The following is a 19543-nucleotide window of genomic DNA, read 5'->3' on the forward strand; positions in this document are numbered from 1 at the left end:
AATGGGATGACTTTGTATAAAGCAGGGATAATTACTGCTAGTGATAGTGGTGCTCAAGGAAAACGCGTTGATGAGAGTGGCAAGCTATTAAAGCAGTATTTAGAAAATAGCGATATCGGCATTAATGTGGAAGAATATCAGATTGTTCCAGATGATCGCAAAAAACTTGGATCTCTAATGGAAGATTGGGTTAGACAAGGTATAGATCTGATTCTTACAACTGGAGGAACAGGTTTAAGCCCTAGAGATTTTACACCTGAAGCTACAGAGGATGTAATTGATAAACAGGTGCCTGGTTTTCAAGAAGAGATGAGGCGTATGAGTATCGAAAAAACACCTCATGGAATGTTGAGTAGAGGGGTTGCCGGTATAAGAAACCAAACGCTGATTATAAATTTCCCAGGAAGCCCAAAGGCTGTCACCGAGTGTTTTAATACTGTTAAACCTGCCTTATCCCATGCCTTAGAAACGTTAACAGGCCAAGCTAAAAACTGTGCCCAAAAAAATAATGCAAATTAATGGTATAAAATTGAAAATATAGGCAAGAATAATGATTGTGGGCGAATGGTTGTCTAAAAAAATGTTTAGTGGAGCTAAAATGAGGAAGTGAGAGATAATTAGATCTGAGCGCTTATATTTACTTGCAATTTTTTCAAAATCCTCTTGCTTCACTAAACTACATCTATTAATATAATAAATGTGATTAGCACTCGACATTAGTGAGTGCTAATAAAATGTTTGATATACATAAATACAACATAAAAGGAGGGTTCAAGATGAACTTAAAACCGCTGGGAGATCGTATTGTAATTAAAATCTTGGAAGCCGAAGAAAAAACAGAAAGTGGAATCGTACTTCCCGAAAAGGCTAAAGAAAAGCCCCAAGAAGGCGAAGTAGTTGCGGTTGGAAGCGGTAAAACGCTGGATGATGGAAGCAAAGTGGAACCCGAAGTAAAAGCAGGCGATAAAGTGGTTTATTCCAAATTCGCTGGAAATGAAGTTGAGGTTGATGGTGAAGAATACTTAATCATGCGCCAGGATGATATCTTGGCGGTTATAGAATAAAACCCACATAAAGGAGGTAATGTGCTATGGCAAAGGACATTAAATTTAGAGAAGATGCTCGTGCCAGATTAGAGCAAGGTGTAAATAAGTTAGCTGACACCTTAAAAGTAACTTTGGGACCTAAAGGTCGCAATGTTGTTCTTGATAAAAAGTTTGGCTCACCTCAAATAACAAATGACGGTGTAACTATTGCTAGAGATATTGATTTAGAAGATAATTATGAAAATATGGGAGCTCAGTTGGTTAAAGAGGTTGCAACTCAAACCAATGACGTAGCTGGAGACGGTACAACTACTGCAACTATTCTAGCACAGGCTATGGTTAATGAAGGAATTAAGAACGTAACTGCTGGTGCCAACCCCATGATAATCAGAAAAGGAATCCAAAAAGCTGTCGATAGAGCAGTTGAAGAGTTGCAGAAAAACGCTGTCAGTGTTGAAGATAAAGAGTCCATTTCTCAAGTTGCTTCAATCTCAGCTAATGACGAAGAAGTAGGTAAGCTAATTGCTGAAGCTATGGAAAAAGTAGGCAAAGATGGAGTAATCACAGTAGAAGAATCCAAGAGCTTCAAAACTGATTTAAACGTAGTTGAAGGTATGCAGTTTGATAGAGGATATGTTTCACCTTATATGGTAACTGATAATGAAAAGATGGAAGCTCACTTAGAAGAGCCATACATCTTGATTACCGATAAGAAGATCGGTAATATCCAAGAGATTTTACCAGTACTAGAAAAAATCGTTGAACAAGGTAAAGAAGTTCTGTTAATCGCAGAAGACATCGAAGGCGAAGCCTTGGCTACATTAGTTGTTAACAAGTTGAGAGGAACCTTCACTTGTGTGGGAGTTAAAGCTCCTGGTTTTGGTGACAGAAGAAAAGCTATGCTTGAAGATATTGCCGTACTTACAGGTGGTCAGGTAATCAGTGAAGATGTAGGACTTGAACTTAAGAATGCTGATATCAGCATGTTAGGTCGAGCTAGACAGGTCACCATCACTAAAGACGATACAACTATCGTAGATGGCTATGGAAATGAAGAAGATATCCAAAAACGAATTACTCAATTAAGAACTCAAATTGAAGAAACTACCTCAGATTTCGATAGAGAAAAACTAGAAGAGCGCTTAGCTAAACTAGCTGGAGGAGTTGCAGTAGTTGAAGTTGGAGCAGCTACTGAAACTGAAATGAAAGAAAAGAAACTACGAATTGAAGACGCACTTAACTCTACTAGAGCTGCTGTGGAAGAAGGAATCGTAGCTGGTGGTGGAACAGCCCTAATTGATGTATTACCTTCCCTTGAAGAAGTTCAAGCGGATGGTGACGAGTCTACAGGAGTTAGCATCGTTAGACGTGCTCTAGAAGAACCTGTACGTCAATTGGCACATAACTCTGGTGCTGAGGGCTCCATAGTTGCTGAACAAGTTAAGCAAAAAGGAACAAACATAGGATTTAATGCCCTTGAAAACGATTACACTAATATGCTCGATGCTGGTGTAGTTGATCCTAAGAAAGTTACTAGAAGCGCCCTTGAAAATGCAGGAAGTATCGCTGCAATGTTCTTAACAACTGAAGCAGTAGTAGCAGATCTACCAGATGAGGACGATAACGATGATGGAGACATGGGCGGTGGCGCCCCAGGAATGGGAGGCATGGGCGGAATGCCCGGAATGTAAGCCCATTCCCCTAATAGGTAATTAGAAATTAGAGACCCCGGTCCCCTTTAAAGGACCGGGGTCTTTTGTTTGACATTGCATTTAGCAAGCTATATAATTTATTAAGCAAGAATATAAAAATAGTATTAAATAGAAGGGGAGTTAGTTAATATGAGTTTTTTCATGAAACCGAAGAAAAAGGCTTTGAAAAACATTGCTTTTGTTGCGGCGGGATTATTTATTGCTTCGGTAGTGTTAGGAGCTGGCGCAGGAGCTCTCGGATTTTTAGATGGGGGTCAACAAGCTGATTTAAGTGCTATGGAAGAGCAAGTTGACCATTTAAGAGCTGAAGTAGAAGCTGACCCAGAAAATGTCACAGCTTTGAGAAACCTAGGTAATGCTAAGATGCAAGTAGCTATTCAAATGGAACAAGAAGGTGAAGAAGGAGCTATCGAATACTACGAAAAAGCCTTGGAGAACTTCGAATCAGCCGTTGAACTTGATGAAGATAATCCAGAATTATTAGTGGACAAAGCAACTGCTGCGTATACTACTCAAAATACTGAAAAAGCGGAAGAATCTATTGAAAAAGCTCTTGAATTAGATCCTGAAAATGTAAATGCCTTACACATCTCTGCCTTTATGATGTTAAATGAAGGGGAATATGATGAGGCAATAGATAAATGGGATAAAATTTTAGATAAGGACCAATTGGCTGAACAAGAACGGGAGCAATTTGAGACATTGATAGCTCAGGCAGAACAACTGAAGGAAATTGAAGAGATGGATCCAAAAGAGGACTTGGATAAGGAAGAATGGGAAGAAGAATTTGAGGAAGAATATCTAGATGAAAAAGATAATGAAAAAGAAGTAAAAAAAGAAGATGAAGATGTAGATGAAAACAATGATGAAAAAGAGGATAATTAAAATTGGCCAGTCAATAAATAGTGGATTAATTAAGGAGGGAACAGCTTGTCAAGGGAACTTGTGATTGTTTTAGATTTTGGAGGACAATATAGTCGACTAATAGCTAGAAGGATCAGAGAACACAATGTTTATTGTGAAATTTATCCTTACAATATTTCTATTAATAAATTGAAGCAATTATCCCCTGCTGCCATAGTACTTTCAGGTGGACCAAGTAGTGTTTATCAAGAGGGTTCGCCTGATTTAGATACAGAAATTTTTGAGATTGGAATTCCTGTGCTAGGTATTTGTTATGGAATGCAGTTAATGGCCAAGAAACTTGGTGGAACAGTTACTGGATCCACTAAAAGAGAGTACGGTAAAGCTTTACTAGAAATAGAAAATCCGAATCTTCTTACAGAAGGTGTGTCTAGTGATTTACTAGTTTGGATGAGCCATGGAGATTCAGTCGAACAAGTCCCTCCTGGCTTTAAAGTTATGGGAAAGACTGAAAACACTCCTATTGCAGGTCTCTTTAACCCGGATAAAAACCTTTACGGAGTTCAATTTCACCTGGAAGTTATGCATACACCAAAGGGTCGTGAAATGTTAAAAAATTTCTTATTTAATATAGCAGATTTATCAGCCGATTGGACTATGGGATCTTATATAGAAGAAACTGTTGAACAAATCAAAACAGAAGCCCAGGGTAGAAAAGCAGTCTGCGGTTTATCTGGTGGAATTGATTCTACAGTGGCTGCTCTACTTGTTCAAAAGGCTATCGGTGATGATTTGACCTGTATTTTTGTCAATCATGGGTTATTGAGAAAAAATGAACAAGACCAAGTTAGGGAATTGTTTGAACAAGAATTTGATATCAATTTGGTTTATGTTGATGCTAGTGATAGGTTTTTAAATAAGCTCCAGGGTGTTACTGATCCAGAGCAAAAGAGAAAAATTATTGGGGAAGAATTTATTAGGGTTTTTGAAGAAGAAGCCCGTAAAATAGGCGATGTGGACTTTTTAGTTCAAGGTACCTTATATACCGATGTGGTAGAAAGTGGGACTGAGACAGCTAGTGTGATTAAATCACATCATAATGTGGGCGGTTTGCCTGAGAAAATGGATTTATCTTTAATCGAACCATTGAATTCCCTTTTCAAAGACGAAGTGCGTCAAGTTGCAAGAGAACTGGGACTTCATCGTGAAATTGTGGAAAGACATCCATTTCCAGGACCAGGCCTGGCTATTAGGGTTTTAGGAGAGATTACTAAAGAAAAACTAGACATTTTACGAGAAGCAGATGCTGTTGTTTCTGATGAGTTGAAAAAAATTGGACTCTATCATGATATCTGGCAGCTATTTACCGTCTTACCAGATATAAAAACTGTTGGGGTAAAAGGTGACGAACGATCTTACGATTATCCAATTATACTTCGGGCTGTAAATAGTGAAGATGGAATGACTGCAGATTGGTATCGTTTTTCAAATGATGTGTTAGAAAGACTTTCTAATAGAGTAGTTAACGAAGTGGATGGAGTCAATAGGTTTATTTACGATATTACATCAAAACCCCCGGCAACCATTGAGTGGGAGTAACTTTACAATTTTGACCGGAACTGTTATTATATTAATATACGAACTTAAACCGTAAACTCTCGTATATTTTCGGGAATAAGGCCCGAAAGTTTCTACCTAATGACCGAGAATCATTTGGCTACGAGAGAGAAAGGGTATCTAGGGTTCCGGGGGTGTCAAAACCAAACCTGACCGGACCGAGTGGTACTCACCCATTAAGGGTACACCGAAGGGATAAAAGCCCAGGCGGGTAGGTTTCTCTCGATTCCTACTTGCCTGGGTTTTTTTGAAATATTTTAATGGAGGGTTGTTGTATGTACTCCCTGTATTCACCTGAACTAACTTTGGGAATAGTTGGTGGCGGACAACTTGGTAGAATGATGACCTTTGAAGCAAAAAAACTTGGCTTAAAAGTTGTGGTTTTGGACCCAACAGAACAATCTCCAGCTGCCCAAGTTGCTGATGAACAGATTGTCTCATCCTTTGATGATCTAGATGGTTATCGTACTCTGGCCAAACTTAGTGATATTATCACATACGAATTTGAACATATCCATGTGTCTGGATTACAAGAAATTGAAGCAGCAGGGGTGCCAGTTAGACCAGGAAGCGCTACTTTAGCTTCAATTCAACATAAAGGAAAACAAAAAGAGCTGTTAAGAACACACGGGATAGCTGTGCCGTCTTTTCAGTATGCCAAAGGATATCAACAAGCTGCCTCAGAACTTAATAAATTCAAATTTCCAGTGATGGCTAAATTATGCCATGGTGGATACGATGGAAAAGGTAATATCTTACTTGAAAATGAATCTGATTTACGGAAATTAGAGACTATGGCAGGAGAAAATCGGGAATTAATGTTGGAAAAATACTTAAGATTTGATAAAGAACTGTCTGTTATGGCTGCCAAAAGCGCCAATGGTGATACAGCAGTTTTTCCTGTAGTAGAAAATGTTCACAAAGATGAGATATTACATTTAACCAAAGCTCCAGCTGATATCAGTTCATATGCAAGAGATCAATTAATAAGTACTGCCGAAAAAATCCTTGAAATATTTTCAGAACCAGGTATCTATGGAATAGAGTTTTTTCTTCTCGAAGATGACAGCATCATGGTAAATGAAATCGCACCCAGGGTACATAACTCGGGCCATTACACTATAGAAGCTTGTAATTTATGTCAATTTGCTGTTCATTTAAGAAGTATTCTCGGTCTACCTTTAATTCATCCTAAACTAGAAAAGAACGCTGTGATGATCAATTTACTGGGAAGTGAGCAGGGAGAACTACCCATTACCAATTATGATTCACTTCTGACCCACGAAGGTGTTTACTTACATCTGTACGGTAAACAAGAAACTCGTCCTGGAAGGAAAATGGGTCATATCACAATTACTGGACAAAATGAACAGGACCTTGTATCTAAAGTCAATAACTTGGAAATTATTGATAAAAGGGGGATCTTGGATGAATTATAAAGTTGGAGTGATAATGGGAAGTGATTCTGATCTACCTGTTTTACAAGATGCCTGTGATGTTTTGGAAGAATTTCAAATTCCCTACGAGGTAGATATAGTTTCCGCTCACAGGACCCCGGAAAAAATGTATCAATACGCACAAGAAGCCAAGAATAGAGGAATCAAAGTTATTATAGCCGGAGCTGGAGGTGCTGCTCACTTACCCGGGATGGTAGCTTCTTTGACGGAACTTCCTGTTATAGGTGTTCCGATTAAGACTCGTTCCTTGAGTGGAATGGATTCACTATATTCCATTGTTCAAATGCCAGCAGGAGTTCCAGTGGCAACAGTGGCTATTAACGGTGCTAAAAATGCTGCCCTATTAGCTGCAAGAATGATAGGAAGTTATGAAGAGAGGGTGTCCCAGGCCTTGAATGATTATCAAGAACAAAATCGTCAAAAGGTTTTAGAGAAGGGGCAAGAGTTACAAAAAATAGGTCACGAACAATATTTGAAAAGAAAGGAAGAAAGCTGATGATAGAGCGTTATCAAAGGCCGGAAATGAAGCAGTTATGGAGCTTGGAAAATAAATTTAAGAAATGGTTGCAGGTGGAGATCTATTCATGTGAAGCCTTTTCTGAACTAGGAGAAGTCCCTGGGGAAGCAGTAGATAAAATTAAATCCAATGCCTACTTTGATACACAAAGAGTACTTGAATTGGAAAAGGAGACGCGCCATGATGTGATTGCCTTTACGCGCGCAGTATCTGAAACTTTAGGACCAGAAAAAAAATATGTTCATTACGGTCTTACATCTTCAGATGTTGTTGATACAGCACTATCATCTTTGATTAGAGATGCTTTGACATTGATAGAGCAAGAACTTGACAGGGTGCTCCAGATTTTGCGAGACCAGGCCCGGAAATACAAAGATTATCCTATTATAGGAAGAACCCACGGTGTCCATGCTGAACCTACAACCTTGGGTCTGAAATTTGCTTTGTTCTACGATGAATTGTCACGATCTAGAAAAAGACTAGATAGGGCTAAAGAAAATATCAGTGTTGGTAAAATTTCGGGAGCTGTGGGAACTTATGCTAATGTCTCTCCCTATGTCGAGGAATATGTGTGCCATAAATTAGGCTTACAACCAGCTTTAACTTCTACACAAATTTTGCAAAGGGACAGACATGCAGAATTAATGTCAACTCTCGCAATTCTTGCGGGAACTATGGATAAAATAGCAACTGAAATTAGAAATCTACAGAAAACGGAAGTTCGAGAAGTTGAAGAACCTTTTTATAAAGGTCAAAAGGGATCATCCGCCATGCCCCACAAGAGAAATCCTGTTAATTGTGAAAAAATTTCAGGTCTAAGTAGGGTTATCAGGAGTAATGCCCAGGCAGCCTTTGAAAATCAACCTCTATGGCATGAACGAGATATTTCACACTCATCTGTGGAAAGGTTAATTATTCCCGATAGTACTACTTTATCTCATTATTTACTCAATCTTTTGGCTAAAGTATTGGAAAACTTGCATGTGTATCCAGACAACATGGAACAAAATTTAAAGACCACTAATGGATTGATATACAGTCAAAGAGTGTTACTTAACTTGATTGATAAAGGTTTATCTCGAGAGAAGGCCTATGATTTAATTCAAGAATTGGCAATGAAGTCGTGGGAAGGTGACGAAAATTTCCAAGAGCTGTTAAAACAAGATTCCAGGGTATTGGAGATTCTCGATAAAGAAGAAATAGATAATTGTTTCGACCCTACTTATTATACCAGAAACGTGGATTATATTTTTGAGAGATTAGGTATCTAATTTATATTTGAGGATTAAGAAGGAGGGGACTTCTTTGACTGGAAATAGTTATCGTAAAGCTGGTGTGGATGTGGACAAGGGAAATAAAATAGCGGAAAACATAAAAGAGTTAACTTCCTCAGAAGCATCAGGACATGTTATATCAGGTGTAGGTGGATTTGGAGCTCTTTTTCAACCCAAAGGTGAATATAATGATCCTGTATACATTGCAGCCACTGATGGAGTTGGTACAAAATTAAAATTAGCTAGACTGGCAAACAAATTTGATACTATCGGAATAGATTTGGTAGCTATGTGTGTTAATGATGTACTGGCTCAAGGTGGCCAACCGTTGATATTCTTGGATTATCTTGCCATGGATAGTTTAGAAGAGGATTTGATTCAGGACATAATCCAGGGAATAGTTGCCGGTTGTCATCAATCTGACTGCAGCCTGGTTGGTGGAGAAACGGCGGAAATGCCAGGTTTTTATCAGAATGGCCTATTTGATCTGGCTGGTTTTTGTGTTGGGGTAGTTGAAAAAGATAATATTGTGGATGGTTCATCAATAAAAGAAACAGATCAAGTAATAGGGATTTCGTCTTCAGGAGTACACAGTAATGGTCTTTCTTTAGTCCGAAAGACCCTAATTAAAGAAGAAGGTGGTCAATATGAACTGGACGAAACTCCTTCAAACTTAGAAACTAACTTGGGAGAAGAACTGTTAAAACCGACTAAGATATATGTAAAGCCCGTTTTGAGCTTAATGGAAAAGTTTTCAGTAGCGGGTATGGCTCATATTACCGGAGGCGGCCTTCCTGATAATCTGAGCAGAATAGTGCCTGATAATTTATCTTTTTCCCTTGATTTACAAAAACTGCAAAAGATGGTGTTACCTGTATTTTCATTAATTCAAACAACTGGAGATATACCTGATCACGATATGTGGAGAACCTTTAATATGGGAATTGGATTTACAGTAGTATTACCTGCCGAAGAAGCTCAGCAAGCCTGCGAATTTCTTAGAGAGCAGGGAGAAAAGGCTGAAATTATTGGGACGGTAGAACAACTATCCCAACAACAGGGTGATGGTGTTCAGAGTGGAGAAAGGGTGATGTTTGTAAATGGAGATAAATAAAGATCCTAGATATGCTGTATTAGCCTCAGGATCGGGAACAATTTTTCAATCTATAATTGATGCTCAAAAGCGAGGAGATATTCCCGGGGAACTGGCTCTTTTTTTGACCGATAAACAAGATTGTCAAGCAAAAACGAGGGCAGAAAAAGCTGGGATTGAGACCAGAGTGTTTCAACCTAAAAATTATACAAGTAAACAGGCTATGGAAGAGGAAATGTTGGCAGTGTTAACTGCTCAAGAAATAGATTATGTAGTTTTAGCTGGTTATTTAAGAATCTTATCTCCTGAATTCATTAGGAACTTTCGCCATCGGATTATCAATACTCATCCTTCGTTATTACCTGCATTTAAAGGGCTTGATGCCGTAAAGCAAGCCTACGATCACGGTGTTAAAGTAACTGGCTGTACTGTGCATTTAGTTACAGAAGAATTGGATTCAGGTCCTATATTACTTCAGGAAGAAGTAAAAGTTCAACGACATGATAGTTTGGATGAGCTCAGGGAAAAGATAAAAAATAAAGAAAGACGGTTAATTATAACTGCCATAAGAGCGCTTTTAAAAGGTGAAGTTATTGTAGACAATCACAAAAGGTGGGTGGTGGAAAATTGACTATCCAAAAAATAAACAGGGTTTTATTAAGTGTATATGATAAAACCGGCCTAATAACTCTTGCACAGGAATTGAAAGACATGGGGGTAGAACTTGTTTCTACGGGAGGTACTTTGCGTCATTTACAAACCCATGGAATTCCAGTCTATTCAGTGGAAGAAGTAACCGGTTTTCCAGAAATATTATCAGGTCGAGTAAAAACTCTTCACCCTAAGATTCACGGCGGTATCCTGGCTAAAAATAGAGAAAATGAAGAATTATCGTCATTGGATATTAAAACTTTTGATCTAGTAATTGTCAATTTATACCCTTTTGAGCAAGTAATGCAAAAAGCTGAAGCTACTGAAGAAGAAGTGATGGAAAATATTGATATTGGTGGACCTACTATGATAAGAGCTGCTGCTAAAAATTGGTATCGAGTTGGTGTATGCGTTGATCCTACTGATTATGAAGTGCTAACACAGCAACTAAAACAATATCATGGATTAACAGATGAATTCAGAAAAACTTTGGCCAGGAAAGCATTTAAACATACAGCTCAATATGACAAAGCTATTTTCAATTATTTTGAAAGTGTTGATACTAACAAAGATGATGAAACGGAATTGAAATTTCCTGAATTTAATTTGTTAGAATCCCGGGAGCTACCTTATGGTGAAAATCCACATCAAAAGGCCAGCCTATTAATGGAGAGTCAAAAATTTATCCAACATCAAGGTAAGGGTCTCTCTTACAACAATTTCCAGGACATAGATGCTGCCATAAAGTTAGTACATGAATTCCAAAAACCAGCAGTGGTAGCCGTCAAGCATACTAATCCTTGCGGTGTCGGAGTTTCAAATACTATTGAGGAAGCCTATGATAAAGCATACCAAGGTGATCCTGTGAGCATCTTTGGCGGAATAGTGGCATGTAATCGTCCTGTAACGGAAGAACTTGCTTCCAAGCTGACAGAAATTTTCTTGGATGTGATAATTGCACCAGAATTTGAGCCTCGCGCCCTAGAAAAATTGAAGTCAAAATCAGGTACTAAAGTTGTGGAGATGGATTTGGAAAAGATGGTTGGAAATAAAGTGGAGATAAAATCTACAACCTTTGGATATTTATGTCAAGAAGCTGATTATCATCATCCTCATCCCCAAAATTGGGATAGAGTTGCAGGGGAACAGGCTAAACCAGAAGAGATAGATGATTTGATAATTGCCGAAAAAATAGTCAAACATGTAAAATCTAATGCCATTGTAGTTGTAAAAGAGGGTCAATCTCTGGGAATAGGAGCAGGTCAAATGAACAGGGTAGGGGCTTCTAGAATCGCCTTAGAAAATGCCGGTAAGGAATCCCAAAACAGTGTTTTGGCATCAGATGCCTTTTTCCCATTTAATGATGTTGTGAAATTATGCAGTCAGTACGGTGTCTCCGCTATTGTACAGCCGGGAGGTTCGAAAAGAGATCAAGATTCAATTGATCTTGCTCAAGAAACAGGAATCACCATGTATTTTACAGGTATACGTCATTTTAAACATTAATTTTAAACTGAAAGCTGGGGGGTTTAAGGTGAAAGTTCTGGTAATTGGTTCAGGAGGGCGTGAACATGCCCTGGTTAAAAAAATAGCAGAAAGTAGTCGGGTGACTGATTTATATGTAGCTCCTGGGAATCACGGTATAGCGAAAGATGCGGAGTGTATTGATATTAAGGAAACTGACATTAACAAACTAGCTGATTTAGCAATCCAAAAAGATATAGATTTAACGATTGTGGGACCAGAACAACCCCTTTCACAAGGAATAGTGGATCATTTTCAAAGTAAAGGTTTGAATATCTTTGGACCAAGTCAAAAAGCAGCTAAAATTGAGACTAGTAAATGGTTTGCTAAACAATTAATGCAGACATATGGGATTCCTACGGGGAAAGCTGAATATATTGAAGGTGATGCAGGGCTAGACAATTTAGAAAAAGGTTTATCTGCACTGGAGGATATGTCACCTCCTTTTGTGGTGAAAGCTGATGGATTATATGCCGGAAAAGGTGTGATTGTAACTGAAGAAATTTCGGAAGCTGAACAGGCAGTGGAAAACTTTTTGTCAGAACATACCAGTATATTAATCGAGGAATATCTAGAAGGAGAAGAACTGTCTCTATTAGCTTTTAGTGATGGCCATAAAGTACTTCCATTAATACCTAGCCAGGATTATAAAAGAGCTTATGACAATGATCAAGGTCCTAATACGGGAGGAATGGGTTCTTATGCCCCTGTACCATCAATTTCTCAGGAACAGCTAGAATGGATTGTTGATAACATTATGCAGCCAACTATTACAGCTTTAAAGAAACAAGGTGTTACATACCAAGGTATTCTGTACGCAGGTTTAATTTTGACGGATTCCGGGCCAAAAGTATTAGAGTTTAATGCCAGGTTTGGAGACCCTGAAACCCAGGCAATTTTGCCATTACTAAAAACGGACATATTAGAACCTATAATGGGGGTAGTAGCTGGAAATTTAGAAACTGAATTAAAGGAGCCTTTGAAGGATGCATTGTCCTGGAAAGCTGAAAAAGCTGTTTGTGTAGTACTAGCTTCAGGGGGATATCCTAAAGAGTATCAAAAAGGTTTTCCTATAAAAATCCCTCAAGAATTATTGACTTGGAATAATGTTAATCTTTATTACGCCGGTGTAGCCAGTGAAAATGGAACACCTGTAACTGCCGGAGGCAGAGTTTTGAATGTGACGGGTATTGGTGAATCATGGAAGGAAGCCCGAGAAAATGCATACGAAGGCGTAAGTACCGTTGAATTTGATGGAAAACATTTCCGCAATGATATTGCCCTACAGACTTTAAAATGATAAAATACCAGTGGGACAACCAGGTAATATTTATCAGGGAAGAATTTCCTATTTTCTTCGGGGGTGATGTTATCCGAAATGTACAGGACGATTACATGGATCAGTTTTACAAGGCTATTTTGAGCCTTGAAACGCTTGAAGATTGTTACAGCTTTTTTGAAGACGTCGCCACTGTAACTGAAATCAAAGCACTTGCCCAGAGATTTCAAGTAGCAAAAATGTTGAAAGAAGGTTATACTTATCAAGATATTGAGGAAAAAACTGGTGCCAGTACCGCAACTATTAGTCGAGTTAAAAGATTTCTCCACTATGGAGCTGGTGGATACGAAGTAGCTTTAAAAAAACTTAACCAAAAAGAACAGTAAGTAACGCTGACATTAGGAAGAGTAGTCCGAATATTTTGGATTACTCTTCCTAATTTCGTTAAGGAAGGGTGGTAAATGGTGGTATCATCACAATTAGCAGAATTAAATCAAGAGCAAACAGCTGCTGTCACCGCCGGTGATGGCCCTGTTTTAGTACTTGCAGGAGCGGGTAGTGGAAAAACAAAAGTTTTAACATATAGAATTGCTTATTTATTAGAAACAAAGGGCATTCACCCTGAACAAATTTTAGCCCTTACATTTACTAATAAAGCTGCTGGTGAAATGAAAGAGCGAGTGCAGACTATCGTAGAAGGTGATGCACCTTCTTGGGTATCGACCTTTCATGCAGCTTGTGTTAGGATATTGCGACGTGAAATTGATCTACTGGGTTATGGAAAGGATTTTTTGATCTACGATACTAGGGATAAGACCAAAATAGTCAAGGATTTGTTAGCTGACTTTAATTTGGATAAAAAGAAATATCCTCATCAGGCTGTAGCTAAAAAGATAAGTGGTGTAAAAAATAATCTACAGGATCCTAGAGAATTATTTTATCCCTATGATGAGGTTTTTGAAGCGTATCAGAAACGATTAAAAAAAGAGAATGCCTTAGATTTTGATGATTTACTTCTATTGACATTAAGATTGTTTGAACAATACCCTGATCGATTACAATACTATCAAAATAAATTCCAATATATTTTGGTTGACGAATTTCAAGATACTAACCCTGCTCAGAATAGGTTGATTTCTTTATTATCGCCACCTCAGGATAATGTTTTTGTCGTGGGCGATGATGATCAGTCAATATATTTGTTCAGAGGGGCCGATGTTAAAAATATCTTGGAATTTGAAAAAACTTATCCCAATGCTCAGGTTTACAAATTGGAAAAGAATTATCGGTCAAGCAAGACTATTTTGGAAGCGGCCAATCAAGTAGTTACAAATAATCCTAGTCGTAAATCCAAAGAATTGTGGACTGACAATGATGAGGGTTATCCTTTGCAGTATTACGAAGCTGATGACGAAAGAGATGAAGCATACTTTATCGCTGAAGAAATCCGTGCCAATAGATATCAACTGCCTCTAATAGCAGTACTTTACAGAACCAATGCCCAGTCCAGGGTATTGGAAGATATTTTTAGAAAAATGGGGATCTCTTATGAAGTTGTAGGAGGGACTGGATTTTACGACCGTAAAGAGGTAAAAGATATAATGGCTTATTTAATGGTTGTTCAGTGTCCACAATCTGATAGCCAACTAGAGAGAATTATTAACGAGCCAAAAAGAGGAATTGGAAAGACCAGCGTAGATAAATTGAAGGACTATGCTAATAGAAACAATATTACTTTATTTGATGCCCTTTTAGAAGTAGACTATACCGATATTAGTAAACGAGGAAAAAATTCTGTTAAAAAGTTTACTGATATGATTGGTAATTTTCGAAAGATGAGGGAATACTTGACTGTAAGGGAACTAATCGAAGAAGTTGCTGAAAAATCCGGTTATCTGGAAGCACTTAGATCTCAAAATACCAAAGAAGCTGAAACTCGAATGGAAAACGTGAGAGAAATTTATTCTATGGCCAAAGAATTTGAAGCAGAAGGAGGGGAAACCCTTCAGGAATTTTTGACCCACAGTACTTTAATGGGTGATATAGATACATGGGAAGATGAGGAACAAGCACAAGTTGTGATGATGACTCTTCACAGTGCCAAGGGACTTGAGTTTCCAGGGGTATTTTTGACAGGTTTAGAGGAAGGAGTTTTTCCTCATATTCGTACCTATGACAGTGAAGCGTCTATGGAAGAAGAGCGTCGCCTTTGCTATGTAGGAATTACCAGAGCTGAACAGGTGTTGTACTTAACCTGGGCTAGAGAGAGAACCCTTAACGGTATGACAAGAATGTTACAACCATCCAGATTTGTTTCGGAAATAGGAGAGGACTTAAAGGATACTCAACATCAGACACTATCGGGACAAGGACAAGTAACTAGCACTCAAAATTCCCATGAGCCACCACAAACTCAAATTTCTTCTTTTTCAGATAAAACTAGTCCTTCCGGGAAGAGAAATGTTAACTTAGCGGAAGAAAGTTATCAGGAAGGAGACTTGATTTCCCACAAAAAATGGGGAGAAGGAAAGGTGTTGCAAGCCCAGCAAGCTGGTAGTGATTGGGTTTTGACAGTTTCCTTTGACGGTGCCGGCATTAAAAAACTCGCTGCTAGTGTAGCACCTATTAAGAAACTGAAATGAGGTGTGGCATTTGAGTAAAGATATTCAAAAGAAAGTTGAAGCTCTGAGAGAAAAAATTGAATATCACAATCATCGTTATTACGTTTTGGACGCCCCTGAGATATCTGATCAAGAATTTGATGCTTTAATGAATGAATTAATAGAGCTTGAGCAAACTTATCCGGAATATCAAAGCCCTGATTCTCCTTCACAAAGAGTAGGTGGAGAACCCTTGGATAAATTCCCTCGGGTAAGTCACGAAATACCCATGTTGAGCTTGGAAAATGCCGAGAGCCAAAAAGGATTACTAGATTTCCACCAAAGAGTTAGCAAAAATACCCAAAAAACAGACCCGGTATATGTGGCAGAATTAAAAATTGATGGTTTGGCTCTTTCGTTAAGATATGAACAGGGGATTTTAGTAAGAGGAGCAACCAGGGGCGATGGGACAACTGGCGAAGATATTACTCCTAATGTCAAAACAGTGAGATCCATACCTTTAAAGTTATCTAAACCCCTAGATATTGAAATCAGGGGTGAGGCTTTTATGTCTAAAGCTTCTTTTGAGCGTTTGAATCAGGAAAAGGCAGAACGAGGCGAAGATCCATTTGCCAATCCCCGAAATGCTGCAGCCGGTTCTTTAAGACAACTAGATCCTAAAATACCGGCCAAAAGAGACTTAGACTTTTTCCCCTACAGTGTTCCATATATAAGGGGTGAAAATTTAGATAGTCATTATTCTGCGGTAAAAGAATTGAAGGATCTCGGTTTTAAAATAAATCCTTACATCAGGAAATTTGAAACCATGGAAGAAGTTATCTCTTATTGTGAAGAATGGCAGGAAAAGCGGACAAAACTTCCCTATGAAATTGATGGAGTTGTTATTAAATTAAACGATTATAACTTACAACAACAATTGGGTGCCACTTCTAAAAACCCCAGATGGGCCATAGCTTATAAATTTCCTGCTGAACAAGCTGAGAGTCAAGTGAATAATATTTTTATTAATGTAGGTAGAACTGGAGCCTTAACCCCTGTAGTGGAACTTGAACCTGTAAGGATTGCGGGTTCTACAGTCAAACGAGCTAGCTTGCATAATGAAGATATCCTCAGACAAAAAGATGTCAGGATAGGTGATCGGGTCATCATTCAAAAAGCCGGAGATATAATTCCAGAAGTGGTAAAAGTTAAAGAGGAAGCGCGAACTGGTCACGAACAACCATTTGTCTATCCTGAGTCTTGTCCAGTTTGCAAAAGTGAAGCCAAAAGAATCAATGATGAAGCTATACTTAGGTGCATAAATCCTGGCTGTCCTGCCCAAGCAAAAGAAAGAATAATACATTTTTCATCTAGAGATGCTATGGATATTGAAGGATTAGGAGAAAAAGTTGTAGAAAAATTATATTCTCACGGTTTAATAAAGGACGTGGCGGATATTTACTATTTGGCTAAAAATGAATTATCGAACTTGGAAGGTTTCGGGGACAAGTCTGCAGAAAACTTGTTGCAAGCTATAGAGGAAAGTAAAAAAAATCCATTTAACAAGTTATTATACGGCCTGGGGATAAGGTTAGTAGGTAAAAGAGCAGCCCAATTACTGGCATTTGAATTTGAGCATCTGGACAATTTGATGAAAGCACAAATAGAGGATCTGACTAAAATAAATGATATTGGACCTAGGATGGCTACCAGTATAGTAAGCTTTTTTCAATTAGAACATACTCACAATTTAATCAGAAAACTTAAAAAAGCTGGAGTCAATATGAAAGAACCCACGGAACAAAACAAGAGTAGTGATCCATCTCTAACTGGTAAGTTAGTAGTGATTACGGGGACTTTTGATAATTACACCAGAAGGGAATTGACTGATTTGATTGAAGCAAAAGGTGCTAAAGTGACCAGTAATGTCAGTAGTAATACAGATTTTGTATTAGTGGGAGCAAACCCCGGTTCAAAGCGTGACAAAGCGCAAGACCTGGGATTAACAATTATAGAAGAAAGTGATTTAGAAGATTTTTTGTAAAGGTATGACTGTAAGCCAGATAAGATAGAATATATAAAATTATTCAAACCAAATACTTGTTGTCTGATTAGGAGGTGAATTTTCATGAAGGTTAGTAAAGAAGAGGTCCTTCACGTGGCCAAGCTAGGACAATTGGATCTTGACCAAGAGGAAGTCGAAATGTTTCAGGATAAGTTATCTCAAATTTTGGAGTGGCAGGAAAAACTTGATGAGCTGGATTTAGAAGGATTGGAACCAACGGCTCATGCTCTGGAAAGAAGAAATGTTACCAGAGAAGATCAAGTCCATAATTCATTAACCAATGATAAAGCTTTGGAAAATGCTCCTGAAACAGAAGGCAATTATTTTAAAGTTCCAAGAATAATTGAATAAAGCGGGGGAGTGATAAAATGAAACTTCATGAACTAACATTAATGGAAGTAAAACGAGGCCTTGAACAAGGGGATTTTAGCTCGGAAGAATTGGTTACATCCGTTTATGACAGAATTGAAGAAACTGAAGACCATATAAAAGCTTATATAACTTTAACTAAGGAACAAGCCTTGGCTCAATCTAAAGAAATTGATTCTCAAAGGGCTAAGGGTGAAGAATTGGGTCCCCTTGCAGGTATTCCCGTTGCCATCAAAGACAATATTTGTACTAAGGATGTGACGACAAGCTGTGCTTCTAAAATTCTGGAAGATTTTGTGCCGCCCTATAATGCCACGGTTATATCAAAGCTAGCTGAAGCCGGTGCCATTATAGTTGGAAAGACTAATATGGATGAATTCGCCATGGGATCTTCTACTGAAAACTCGGCCTTTTTTGTAACCAGTAATCCTTGGGATACCGAGAGAGTTCCTGGAGGATCCAGTGGAGGTTCTGCCGCCAGTGTAGCTTCGGCACAAGTGCCTCTTGCTTTGGGTTCTGATACTGGGGGTTCTATCCGACAACCAGCTTCATTTTGCGGTGTAGTAGGTATGAAGCCTACATACGGAAGAGTTTCCCGTTATGGATTAGTAGCCTTTGCCTCATCACTAGATCAGATAGGTCCACTATCCAAAAATGTCGAAGATACCGCGTTAGCTTTAGATATAATTAGTGGCCATGACCATATGGACTCTACTTCAGTGGATTTAGAGGTTCCCAATCATACAGATTTCCTGAATCAAGATATTGATGAGTTAACTATTGGAATTCCAAAAGAATACTACGAATTAGTCGACAACGATGTTAAGAGCTTGGTAGAATCAAGTTTACAATCTATTGAGCCTGAGGCTGGTAATTACAGACAGGTGTCTTTGCCAACTACAGAACACGCTCTTAGTGCTTATTACTTAATTGCTCCAGCTGAGGCTTCAAGTAATTTAGCCCGTTTTGATGGTGTTAGATATGGACAACGATTTGCAACAGATGACTTAAAAACCATGTATAATCAAACACGCAAAGAAGGCTTTGGAAATGAAGTCAAACAAAGAGTGATGTTAGGTACTTATGCTCTTAGCGCAGGTTATTATGATGCCTTGTATTTAAAAGCATTAAAAGTTCGCAGTTTGATTAAACAAGAATTTGAACAGGTATTTTCTGAATGTGATGTACTGATTGCGCCAACTACTCCAACTGTCCCCTTCCGGGAAGGTGAGAATGTGGATGATCCTCTCACTATGTACAAAAACGATATTTGTACAGCACCTGTTAATCTAGCAGGACTGCCGTCCATTTCTATACCCTGTGGTTTTAGCAATGGATTGCCTGTAGGATTACAGGTTATCGGAAAGGCCTTTGATGAGGGTAAGGTTATTCAAGTTGCTCATAAAATTGAACAAATGTTACAGGTGTTTAAAAACGCACCCCAACAGGGATTAGATAATCAAGGGGGGAAATAA

The 19543-nt window shown here is 38.4% G+C and carries 17 protein-coding genes and 1 riboswitch; all 17 genes read left to right on the forward strand.

The features are described 5' to 3' along the window. Positions 1-6 precede the first annotated feature (6 nt). The 17 genes from NTHER_RS02380 to gatA all read left to right on the forward strand — a co-directional run bounded on the left by NTHER_RS02380 (position 7) and on the right by gatA (position 19543). Positions 7-519, forward strand: a complete 513-nt coding sequence (locus NTHER_RS02380; protein WP_012446931.1) for a MogA/MoaB family molybdenum cofactor biosynthesis protein — start codon at positions 7-9, stop codon at positions 517-519. Positions 520-776: 257 nt separating this feature from the next. Then, positions 777-1064 carry a co-chaperone GroES gene (gene groES / locus NTHER_RS02385; protein ID WP_012446932.1) on the forward strand — a complete coding sequence of 96 codons (288 nt, stop codon included), beginning with the start codon at positions 777-779 and terminating at the stop codon, positions 1062-1064. Positions 1065-1090: 26 nt separating this feature from the next. Beyond that, on the forward strand, positions 1091-2737 hold the full coding sequence (gene groL, locus NTHER_RS02390; RefSeq protein ID WP_012446933.1) for a chaperonin GroEL: 1647 nt from the start codon (positions 1091-1093) through the stop codon (positions 2735-2737). A gap of 162 nt (positions 2738-2899) precedes the next feature. Continuing rightward, complete coding sequence (locus NTHER_RS02395; protein WP_158438196.1) at positions 2900-3643, forward strand: tetratricopeptide repeat protein; 744 nt, start codon at positions 2900-2902, stop codon at positions 3641-3643. A 45-nt stretch (positions 3644-3688) separates the two neighbouring features. After that, positions 3689-5221 carry a glutamine-hydrolyzing GMP synthase gene (gene guaA, locus NTHER_RS02400; protein WP_012446935.1) on the forward strand — a complete coding sequence of 511 codons (1533 nt, stop codon included), beginning with the start codon at positions 3689-3691 and terminating at the stop codon, positions 5219-5221. A gap of 39 nt (positions 5222-5260) precedes the next feature. After that, positions 5261-5362: riboswitch (purine riboswitch) on the forward strand. Positions 5363-5514: 152 nt separating this feature from the next. Beyond that, positions 5515-6678, forward strand: coding sequence for a 5-(carboxyamino)imidazole ribonucleotide synthase (locus NTHER_RS02405; protein ID WP_012446936.1), 1164 nt, complete (start codon positions 5515-5517; stop codon positions 6676-6678). After that, positions 6668-7192, forward strand: coding sequence for a 5-(carboxyamino)imidazole ribonucleotide mutase (gene purE, locus NTHER_RS02410; RefSeq protein WP_012446937.1), 525 nt, complete (start codon positions 6668-6670; stop codon positions 7190-7192). The genes NTHER_RS02405 and purE overlap by 11 nt, the downstream gene beginning before the upstream one ends. Beyond that, positions 7192-8484, forward strand: coding sequence for an adenylosuccinate lyase (gene purB, locus NTHER_RS02415; RefSeq protein WP_012446938.1), 1293 nt, complete (start codon positions 7192-7194; stop codon positions 8482-8484). Before purE ends, purB begins: the two co-directional genes overlap by 1 nt. A gap of 34 nt (positions 8485-8518) precedes the next feature. Continuing rightward, a complete protein-coding gene (gene purM / locus NTHER_RS02420; protein ID WP_012446939.1) occupies positions 8519-9601 on the forward strand; it encodes a phosphoribosylformylglycinamidine cyclo-ligase in 1083 nt (360 codons plus the stop codon). After that, a complete protein-coding gene (gene purN / locus NTHER_RS02425) occupies positions 9588-10211 on the forward strand; it encodes a phosphoribosylglycinamide formyltransferase (protein ID WP_012446940.1) in 624 nt (207 codons plus the stop codon). The genes purM and purN overlap by 14 nt, the downstream gene beginning before the upstream one ends. A 2-nt stretch (positions 10212-10213) precedes the next feature. Then, positions 10214-11737: a bifunctional phosphoribosylaminoimidazolecarboxamide formyltransferase/IMP cyclohydrolase gene (gene purH / locus NTHER_RS02430; protein ID WP_274377063.1), complete on the forward strand. Its 1524-nt coding sequence runs from the start codon at positions 10214-10216 to the stop codon at positions 11735-11737. A 28-nt stretch (positions 11738-11765) separates the two neighbouring features. After that, positions 11766-13055: a phosphoribosylamine--glycine ligase gene (purD, locus tag NTHER_RS02435; RefSeq protein ID WP_012446942.1), complete on the forward strand. Its 1290-nt coding sequence runs from the start codon at positions 11766-11768 to the stop codon at positions 13053-13055. Between the two features lie 95 nt (positions 13056-13150). After that, positions 13151-13420, forward strand: coding sequence for a YerC/YecD family TrpR-related protein (locus tag NTHER_RS02440; protein ID WP_041367320.1), 270 nt, complete (start codon positions 13151-13153; stop codon positions 13418-13420). 75 nt (positions 13421-13495) lie between these two features. After that, complete coding sequence (locus NTHER_RS02445) at positions 13496-15676, forward strand: ATP-dependent helicase (RefSeq protein ID WP_012446944.1); 2181 nt, start codon at positions 13496-13498, stop codon at positions 15674-15676. A gap of 10 nt (positions 15677-15686) precedes the next feature. Continuing rightward, the gene (gene ligA, locus NTHER_RS02450; RefSeq protein WP_012446945.1) at positions 15687-17678 is read left to right on the forward strand and encodes an NAD-dependent DNA ligase LigA; all 1992 of its coding nucleotides are present in this window, start codon (positions 15687-15689) and stop codon (positions 17676-17678) included. An 84-nt stretch (positions 17679-17762) separates the two neighbouring features. Further along, the gene (gene gatC, locus NTHER_RS02455) at positions 17763-18050 is read left to right on the forward strand and encodes an Asp-tRNA(Asn)/Glu-tRNA(Gln) amidotransferase subunit GatC (protein WP_012446946.1); all 288 of its coding nucleotides are present in this window, start codon (positions 17763-17765) and stop codon (positions 18048-18050) included. Between the two features lie 17 nt (positions 18051-18067). Continuing rightward, on the forward strand, positions 18068-19543 hold the full coding sequence (gene gatA / locus NTHER_RS02460) for an Asp-tRNA(Asn)/Glu-tRNA(Gln) amidotransferase subunit GatA (RefSeq protein WP_012446947.1): 1476 nt from the start codon (positions 18068-18070) through the stop codon (positions 19541-19543).

The sequence above is a fragment of the Natranaerobius thermophilus JW/NM-WN-LF genome (assembly GCF_000020005.1).
Classification (GTDB): Bacteria; Bacillota; Natranaerobiia; order Natranaerobiales; family Natranaerobiaceae; genus Natranaerobius; species Natranaerobius thermophilus.

Bases quoted from the DNA above. Each gene is read 5' to 3' on its own strand.
- NTHER_RS02440 (WP_041367320.1), top strand. From the start codon at position 13,151: ATGGATCAGTTTTACAAGGCTATTTTGAGCCTTGAAACGCTTGAAGAT.
- NTHER_RS02445 (WP_012446944.1), top strand. From the start codon at position 13,496: ATGGTGGTATCATCACAATTAGCAGAATTAAATCAAGAGCAAACAGCT.
- groL (WP_012446933.1), top strand. From the start codon at position 1,091: ATGGCAAAGGACATTAAATTTAGAGAAGATGCTCGTGCCAGATTAGAG.
- gatA (WP_012446947.1), top strand. From the start codon at position 18,068: ATGAAACTTCATGAACTAACATTAATGGAAGTAAAACGAGGCCTTGAA.
- NTHER_RS02395 (WP_158438196.1), top strand. From the start codon at position 2,900: ATGAAACCGAAGAAAAAGGCTTTGAAAAACATTGCTTTTGTTGCGGCG.
- NTHER_RS02380 (WP_012446931.1), top strand. From the start codon at position 7: ATGACTTTGTATAAAGCAGGGATAATTACTGCTAGTGATAGTGGTGCT.
- groES (WP_012446932.1), top strand. From the start codon at position 777: ATGAACTTAAAACCGCTGGGAGATCGTATTGTAATTAAAATCTTGGAA.
- purN (WP_012446940.1), top strand. From the start codon at position 9,588: ATGGAGATAAATAAAGATCCTAGATATGCTGTATTAGCCTCAGGATCG.
- NTHER_RS02405 (WP_012446936.1), top strand. From the start codon at position 5,515: ATGTACTCCCTGTATTCACCTGAACTAACTTTGGGAATAGTTGGTGGC.
- gatC (WP_012446946.1), top strand. From the start codon at position 17,763: ATGAAGGTTAGTAAAGAAGAGGTCCTTCACGTGGCCAAGCTAGGACAA.
- purB (WP_012446938.1), top strand. From the start codon at position 7,192: ATGATAGAGCGTTATCAAAGGCCGGAAATGAAGCAGTTATGGAGCTTG.
- purE (WP_012446937.1), top strand. From the start codon at position 6,668: ATGAATTATAAAGTTGGAGTGATAATGGGAAGTGATTCTGATCTACCT.